The sequence below is a fragment of the Paraburkholderia heleia NBRC 101817 genome (assembly GCF_000739775.1).
GTDB lineage: Bacteria > Pseudomonadota > Gammaproteobacteria > Burkholderiales > Burkholderiaceae > Paraburkholderia > Paraburkholderia heleia.
The window spans coordinates 1-5453 of record NZ_BBJH01000081.1 but is presented as its reverse complement, the minus strand read 5'-3'; the positions used below and the strand labels follow the sequence as shown (position 1 = coordinate 5453).

Genomic DNA, 5453 nt, shown 5'->3' with positions numbered 1-5453 from the left:
AGGCGCGAGGCCCGCAGCCGCGGCCTGCTCGTCGAGCCAGGCGCGCTCGTAATGGAACGAGAGGCAGCGGTCGCCCGCCGCGTGGCGGTGGCCGCATTCGAAACAGGCGCCGGTTTCCCCGAGCATGAGCGCGCCGGGCGTCATCAGCGCGCGCGCGTTGCCGCTGCGGTAGCCGAACACGCCGGCCGCCACGACGGCGAGACACGCGCTCGTGTGGCGCTCCTCGTAGGGCCGGTCGGCGGGCCCAAGCGTGCAGACGACATCGTCGACCGTCCAGCCGGCGCCCGCCGCAAGCGGGCGCGCCGTTGGCGCACGGCCGCTATCGGCGCGGCCTTCGCGCTCGCGCTGGGCGAGCGCGCGTTGCAGTGAAACGGCGAGTCCTTGCACGGCGACCTCGCGGGAAGTTGGCTACATTGGCGGGCTACGTCTGCCGTTGTAGCACATCGAAGCGAGCGGCGCCGGACCTGCCCTAGCCGCTATCCCCGCCGCTCCTCGATGGTGCGCAGCAGCGACAGCGCGATGCCCTCGGCGGCAAGGCGCACCTCGTCGAGCGCCGGAAACGACGGCGCAATCCGCAGATGGCTGTCGTGTGGATCGACGCCATACGGGAACGCCGCGCCCGCGGGCGTGAGGACGAGTCCCGCCGCGGCCGCGAGTTCGACGGTGCGGCGCGCGCAGCCCTCGGGCGCATAAAGGCTGATGAAATAGCCGCCGCGCGGCACATTCCAGCTCACGCCGGGCACGCCGGCGAGGCGCGCGCGGAACACCTCGTCGACCGCATCGAACTTCGGCTTGAGCAGCGCGCGATGGCGCGCCATCAGCCCGGTGAGCGTCGCGCGGTCGCGCAGAAAGCGCACGTGGCGCAACTGGTTGAGCTTGTCCGGCCCGATGGTGCGCACGGCCGAGTGCTTCTGCCACCAGGCCACGTTGCGCGGCGCGGCGGCGAGCCACGCGAACGCGCCGCCGCCGAACGTCACCTTCGACAGCGAGGCGAACATCAGCGCGCGCCCGGCGTGGCCCGCCGCCGCGCAGGCTGCGAAAACGTCGAGCGTTGCGTGCGCTTCGTCGCTCAAGTGGTGGAAGCGGTAGGCGTCGTCCCAGAAGAGCCGGAAGTCGGGCGCGGCGGGCATGGCCGCGAGGCGCCGGATCACCTCGTCGGACCAGATCGCGCCCGTCGGGTTGCTATAGAGCGGCACGCACCACATGCCCTTGATCGACGCATCGCCGCGCACGAGCGCTTCCACGCGGTCCATGTCGGGGCCGTCCTCGCGCATCGGCACGGCGATCATGCGCACGCCGAGCGCCTCGCAGATCGCGAAGTGGCGGTCGTAGCCCGGCACCGGACACAGGAAGGCGATCTCGCCTTGCGCCCGCCACGGCGCGCCGACGTCCGCGCCCTCGCCCACCGGCACGCCGTGCAGCAGCGCGAAGGTCAGCGCGTCGTGCATCAGTTCGAGGCTGGAATTGCCCGCCGCGATCACCTGTGCGGCCGGCACGCCGAGCAATCCGGCGCCCAGCTCGCGCGCCTCGGGCAGGCCGCCCGGCAGGCCGTAGTTGCGGCAATCGAAGCCGTCGCGCGCCAGATAGCCCGCCTGGGCGGTTTCGTCGATGAGCGCCTGCGAGAGATCGAGCTGTTCGGGCGAAGGCTTGCCGCGCGACATGTCGAGCCGCAGGTTCAGTTGCTGGAATCGTTCGTAGGTCAAATCGACGGGCTGTGACATCAACATGGGCTTCTCCGGGAGCGAATCACTGCGCGAACTGCATGAAGGTCGGTACGGCCCCAGTATCGGCGCGGCGCCGCGTTCAGACAAACGCGTTATATTGAAGCCTTCGATCAATTTTTCTTATACCGATGAAGACCCTCGACCTCGACGTGCTCGCCATGGTGGTAGCCGTCGCCGACGCCGGCAGCTTCGTGCGCGGCGCCGCGCTCGTGCACCGCTCGCAGGCCGCGCTCAGCATGCAGATTCGCGCGCTCGAGGAATCCATCGGCAAGCCGCTCTTCATCCGTGCGCCGCGCAACGTGACGCCCACGCCGGACGGCCAGACACTCATCGCCTACGCGCGGCGCATGCTCGCGTTGCGCGACGAAGCGTGGGCCTCGCTCGCGCATCCGGAGGTGACGGGGCGCGTGTCGATCGGCGTGCCCGACGACTACGCGTCCTCACTCATGCCGCCGGTGCTGCGCAAGTTCTCGGCGAACTGGCCGAAGGTGGAAATCCAGGTGATCGGGCTGCCGAGCAGTGCGCTCCTGCCGCTCCTGAAGGACAACAAGATCGACCTCGCCTGCATCACGCGTACGCGAGGCCTTGCGGGCGAGTTCATCCGCTTCGAGCCGATGGTGTGGGCCGCGCCCCCCGCGGCCGTGAGCGCGGCGAGCGGGCGTGAGATCTGGCGCGAGCGGCCGCTGCCGGTCGCCCTCTTCGGCGGCGGCAGCGTCGCGCACACGAACGCGATCCAGGCGCTGGAGCGCGCCAGGATCGCCTATCGCACATCGTATGAAAGCCCAAGCCTGATGGGCCTGTGCAGCATGGTGGCCGCGGGTCTCGCCATCGCGCCGCTCGCGCGCTGCGCGGTGCCCGAAACGTTCGTCACGCTCGGCCGCCAGCATGGCCTCCCGGCCCTGCCCGAGCTCGAAGTGGTGCTCGCGCGCAGCGCGCGCTCGAACCGTCCGCCGTGCGACTTTCTCGCCGAGCAGATCCTCGCGGAGCTGCGCGTCCAGGAGCGGTGATCTCGCGACGATGATTCGGGCAACGAATCAGTCGTCGCCCAGCCGCGAAAGCAGCGCGTAGAGGCGCGAGACATGCCGCAGCAGCATTTCGCGATGCTTCTCGATCTGCTCGAGGCGGCCTTCGAGATCGGCGCGCACACGCTCGTCGGGGTCGGCGTAGTGGATCACGTCTTCGATACGCGAGCGCAGCACCGCGGGCTCGACTGGCGGCACGCTCAGGTAGCGCTCGAGCTTGCGCACGTCCTGCGCGGCGAGATCGCGGATCTTGCGCATGCCCGCGAGACGCCGGTGCGGCTCGGGCGCAGCCGCCGCTTCCTCGCGCTTCGCGCCCTGGCCGAAGATCGGCTCGACGCGCAGCACAGGCGCCTTGCGCACCGGATGCGCGGTGCCGCGAAAGCGCGCGCGCGGCGTCTCGCTCGCGATCGCTTCGCGCGTCTCGTCGGGCACGTCGGCGCTATCGTGCTTCACGTCCATCCAGCCCTCGGGCAGGCCCGTGACGGCTTCCACGCCGCGCACGAACTCCGCGCTGAAGTCGCGCTGGCCCGACACGATCAGCTTCATGTAGCTCGCGGAAAACGTCATCATGCGCGCGAGCCGGGTGGCCGACCCGACCTCGCGCGTGAGCAGCGCCAGATTGGCCCGCCACATCGGCATGAGCGTGGCGTTGGCATCGTCCATTGCGGAGCTCCTCCTTCGTTCGCGTCATCTGCCAATGATACGGGCTGCGGCGTGCCCTGCGCGCTTTCCTGGCCGTGTGGCCCCCTCCGCGCGCCGCGATCGGCAATTCGGACCGCAAGCTCCAAAGGCAGCAAGACGCATGCCGATATGCCGGCCACGCGAAAGGATAAGACTGAGGAAAAGGTGGCGAGCGGCGTGGAGACACCTCGATGGCCCCAACTGCGCGGCCCGATCTCGGCGGCCCCACCTGCGCAGCCGGGCCTCGGCGGCCCCTTAAAAATGCCCGGTGAAACGGTAGCGGCTGCCCGGATGCCAGAGATTGGCCACCGATGCGACGAGCCCGCGCGAGCGCGTGCGCCGGTGCAGCACGAGACACGGCTCGGCCTCGCCCATGGCGAGGTGCGCGCGCGTCTGCGCCTCTGGGGCGAGCGCCTCGATGCGATACTCCACGCCCTGCAGCGGCGCGACATTGACGAGGTACTGATTCGGCGTGATGTGGGTGAAGTCCTGCGCCGCGTAATCGGGCGCAATGGCGGGATTGACCCAGCGCTCTTCTAGCTGCACGGGCTCGTCGTTCTCGAAGTGGAGCACGCGCGAGTTGAATACCTTGTCGTTCGCAGTGAGCCCCATTTCGGCGGCAAGCGCCTCATCGGCGCGGTGCACGCCGATCTCGAGCACCTCGGCGCGGTAGCGATGCCCGCGCGCGAGGATTTCGTCGGAGATGCTGCGAATGGCGACGAGCGTCGATTCGTATTTGGGCCGCGCGACGAAGGTGCCCGCGCCCTGCACGCGCGTGAGCACCTGTTCCGCGGTGAGTTCGCGCAGCGCCCGGTTCACGGTCATGCGCGCGACCTTGAACTCGCGCGCCAGTTCGTTCTCCGAAGGCACCTGGTCGCCCTCGCTCCACTCGCCGGCGTGAATGCGCGCGAGGACGAAGTCCTTGATGCCCTGGTATGCGGGAGCGTTCATCGCGTTGGCCCGTGCTTTGGCTTGGCGTCTGCTTGCGCGTGATGGTGTGTGATGGCGCGAGATGGCGCGTGATTGCGGGTTACTGCGCCTCGGACTCGAACGCCAACGGGCTGTGCGAAGCGATCGCACCGTTCTGCACGAGACGCGTAATCGCGGCGATATCCGGCGCGAAGTAGCGGTCGAGGTCGTAGTGCGGCACCTCGGCGCGCACCGACTGCATCACGTGCGCGAGCGCCGGGCTCGTGTGATGCGGCGCGCGCAGGTCCACGCCCTGGGCCGCGGCGAGCAGTTCGATCGCGAGGATGTTGGCCGTGTTGTCGGCAATGTCGGCGAGCTTGCGCGCCGCGAACGTCGCCATCGATACGTGGTCTTCCTGGTTCGCCGAGGTCGGCAGCGAATCGACCGAGGCCGGATGCGCGAGCGTCTTGTTTTCCGAAGCCAGTGCAGCGGCCGTGACGTGCGCGATCATGAAGCCCGAGTTCACGCCGCCGTCCTTCACGAGGAAAGGCGGCAGCCCCGAGAGCGTCGCGTCGATCAGCAGCGCGATGCGGCGCTCGGCCAGCGCGCCGATTTCGGCGGCGGCCAGCGCGAGGTTGTCGGCGGCGAAGGCCACCGGTTCCGCGTGGAAGTTGCCGCCCGAGAGCACTTCATTCGTTTCCGGGAAGATCAGCGGATTGTCCGACACCGCGTTCGCCTCGACGAGCAGCACCTGCGCCGCGTGGCGCATCTGGTCCAGACACGCGCCCATCACCTGCGGCTGGCAGCGCAGCGAGTACGGATCCTGAACCTTGCCGCAGTCGCGGTGCGAGAGGTTGATCGCCGAGCCTTCGAGCAGCGTGCGGTAGGCCGCGGCCGCCTCGATCTGGCCGCGATGGCCGCGCAGTTCGTGAATGCGCGCATCGAACGGCTTCACCGAGCCTGCCGCGGCGTCCACGCACAGCGCGCCCGAGACGAGCGCCGTGCGGTAGAGGTCTTCGATCGCGAACAGGTTGTAGATGGCGAGCGCGGCGGAGGCCTGCGTGCCGTTGAGCAGCGCGAGACCTTCCTTGGCCTGCAGCGCGAGCGGCTTGAGGCC

General features: G+C 69.4%; 5 protein-coding genes and 1 pseudogene. 1 reads left to right on the top strand and 5 read right to left on the bottom strand.

Going from position 1 to position 5453, the window contains the following annotated elements; translation table 11 throughout:
• Both BHE01S_RS35665 and BHE01S_RS35660 read right to left on the bottom strand, forming a co-directional pair.
• Positions 1 to 387 (bottom strand): annotated as a pseudogene (locus tag BHE01S_RS35665) (AraC family transcriptional regulator); the annotation flags it as partial.
• A gap of 89 nt (positions 388 to 476) precedes the next feature.
• Complete coding sequence (locus BHE01S_RS35660; RefSeq protein WP_407669601.1) at positions 477 to 1727, bottom strand: aminotransferase class I/II-fold pyridoxal phosphate-dependent enzyme; 1251 nt, start codon at positions 1725 to 1727, stop codon at positions 477 to 479.
• Positions 1728 to 1852: 125 nt separating this feature from the next.
• On the opposite strand from BHE01S_RS35660, the gene BHE01S_RS35655 reads away from it, so the two are divergent.
• Positions 1853 to 2731: a LysR substrate-binding domain-containing protein gene (locus tag BHE01S_RS35655; RefSeq protein WP_042273176.1), complete on the top strand. Its 879-nt coding sequence runs from the start codon at positions 1853 to 1855 to the stop codon at positions 2729 to 2731.
• Between the two features lie 27 nt (positions 2732 to 2758).
• Here the strand turns inward: BHE01S_RS35655 and BHE01S_RS35650 are convergent, their stop codons facing one another.
• From BHE01S_RS35650 to BHE01S_RS35640, 3 genes are all read right to left on the bottom strand, one after another.
• Positions 2759 to 3409: a hypothetical protein gene (locus BHE01S_RS35650; protein WP_042273173.1), complete on the bottom strand. Its 651-nt coding sequence runs from the start codon at positions 3407 to 3409 to the stop codon at positions 2759 to 2761.
• A 273-nt stretch (positions 3410 to 3682) separates the two neighbouring features.
• Positions 3683 to 4378 carry a histidine utilization repressor gene (gene hutC, locus BHE01S_RS35645; RefSeq protein WP_042273171.1) on the bottom strand — a complete coding sequence of 232 codons (696 nt, stop codon included), beginning with the start codon at positions 4376 to 4378 and terminating at the stop codon, positions 3683 to 3685.
• 79 nt (positions 4379 to 4457) lie between these two features.
• Positions 4458 to 5453: aromatic amino acid lyase (locus BHE01S_RS35640; RefSeq protein WP_042273169.1), on the bottom strand; the 996-nt coding region annotated here is incomplete at its 5' end.

Bases quoted from the DNA above. Each gene is read 5' to 3' on its own strand.
- BHE01S_RS35660 (WP_407669601.1), bottom strand. From the start codon at position 1,727: ATGTTGATGTCACAGCCCGTCGATTTGACCTACGAACGATTCCAGCAA.
- BHE01S_RS35655 (WP_042273176.1), top strand. From the start codon at position 1,853: ATGAAGACCCTCGACCTCGACGTGCTCGCCATGGTGGTAGCCGTCGCC.
- BHE01S_RS35650 (WP_042273173.1), bottom strand. From the start codon at position 3,409: ATGGACGATGCCAACGCCACGCTCATGCCGATGTGGCGGGCCAATCTG.
- hutC (WP_042273171.1), bottom strand. From the start codon at position 4,378: ATGAACGCTCCCGCATACCAGGGCATCAAGGACTTCGTCCTCGCGCGC.